General features: G+C 73.9%; 1 protein-coding gene. It reads left to right on the top strand.

The annotated features are described in order from the left end of the window. The first annotated feature begins 159 nt into the window (after positions 1–159). Entirely contained in the window at positions 160–960 is an 801-nt protein-coding gene (locus ACFV04_RS43745; RefSeq protein ID WP_360248598.1) for a TIGR03936 family radical SAM-associated protein, read from the top strand. Positions 961–1401 lie beyond the last annotated feature (441 nt).

Below are 1401 nucleotides of genomic sequence, written 5' to 3'. Positions count from 1 at the left end.
GACCAGGGGCGGAGCGAGGGGGGCGGCGGGGCGCGTACCCTTTGAGGTGACAGAGTCCGGGCAGTGGCGGCAACGCGCCGCGCCGGACGGGGACAACTGACTAAGGACTGAGCGACCCTGGCACGCCGTACGCCCGACGGTCCGCCGCCCGCGCCGACGGTGCAGCGGATTCGTCTCCGCTACACCAAGCGCGGCCGGCTCCGCTTCACCAGCCACCGCGACTTCCAGCGCGCCTTCGAGCGCGCCCTGCGCCGGTCCGCCGTTCCGATGGCCTACTCGGCCGGCTTCACCCCGCACCCGAAGGTCTCCTACGCCAACGCGGCCCCCACCGGGGTGGCGAGTGAGGCGGAGTACCTGGAGATCGGCCTGGCCGCCGTTCGCGACCCCGAACAGCTCCGGGCGCAACTGGACGAGTCGCTGCCGACGGGCCTGGACGTGATCGACGCGGTCGAGGTGCGGACGCCGAACTTCGTGGAGCGCCTGGAGGCCTCCGAGTGGCTGGTCCGGCTGGACGGCGTCGAGCCGGACGAGGCCGCCGCCGCGGTGGCGCGCTTCCTCGCCGAGGAGCGCGTCGAGGTCGAACGCCTCACCAAGAACGGCGTGCGGGTCTTCGACGCGCGCGGTGCGGTGGCGGCACTCCAGATCGTCCCGCCCCAGGTCGACGGCGGTGCGGACACGGAGGCCGGAACCGACCGCGATGTTCGGACCGGCCGTCCCTGTGCGATACTGCGCCTGGTAGTACGACACGCCACACCCGCCGTACGACCCGACGACGTATTGTCCGGTCTCCGTGCGACGGCCGACCTGGCGCCGCCGGTCCCCGCAGAGGTGACCAGGCTGGCGCAGGGGCCGCTCGACGAGGGGACCGGCACGGTGACCGACCCGCTGGCGCTCGACCGCGCCGCGGCCCAGGCCGGCTCGGAGCCGGGCGCCGGGCCGCGCGCTACCGCGCCCGCCTAGCGGGCGGAGGCCGGGTCCAGTTCTCACTGGACCCGATGGTCCTCCAGGGTTCCCGCGGCTCCCCAGGGGAGCGAGCGTCGTCGCAGCACAGGCCTGCCAACCGGGGCCTGCCGGCCACGAAGGCCGGTGGGCCCGGGACCCGGTCCGGGAGCCACCCGGGGTTGGGGGACGGCGCAGCTTGGGAAAACCTCAGAAGACTGGTCAGAACCAGAAGACTTTCGACACCCCGCCGAGCGCGGGGCGCCGAGCGAGACTACGAGCCCCTGTGCGGCCTCGCGTCCGCGCGGCGGCACCGTGAAAGGGTCCGGCCCGAGCATCCTCGCGATGCCGGCCGCCCACCGGTGCCGTGCCGTGCCCGGATGCGGAGCCCGGGGGCCTGACGGGAGATCCACCCGCATGCTCGATAACACCGATCCGCAGACTGCGGCCACGGAACCGAAC

It is taken from the genome of Kitasatospora sp. NPDC059599 (assembly GCF_042735125.1).
Lineage (GTDB): Bacteria > Actinomycetota > Actinomycetes > Streptomycetales > Streptomycetaceae > Kitasatospora.
The sequence above is the reverse complement of the archived record's forward strand: the minus strand, read 5'-3'. Positions and strand labels throughout refer to the sequence as shown.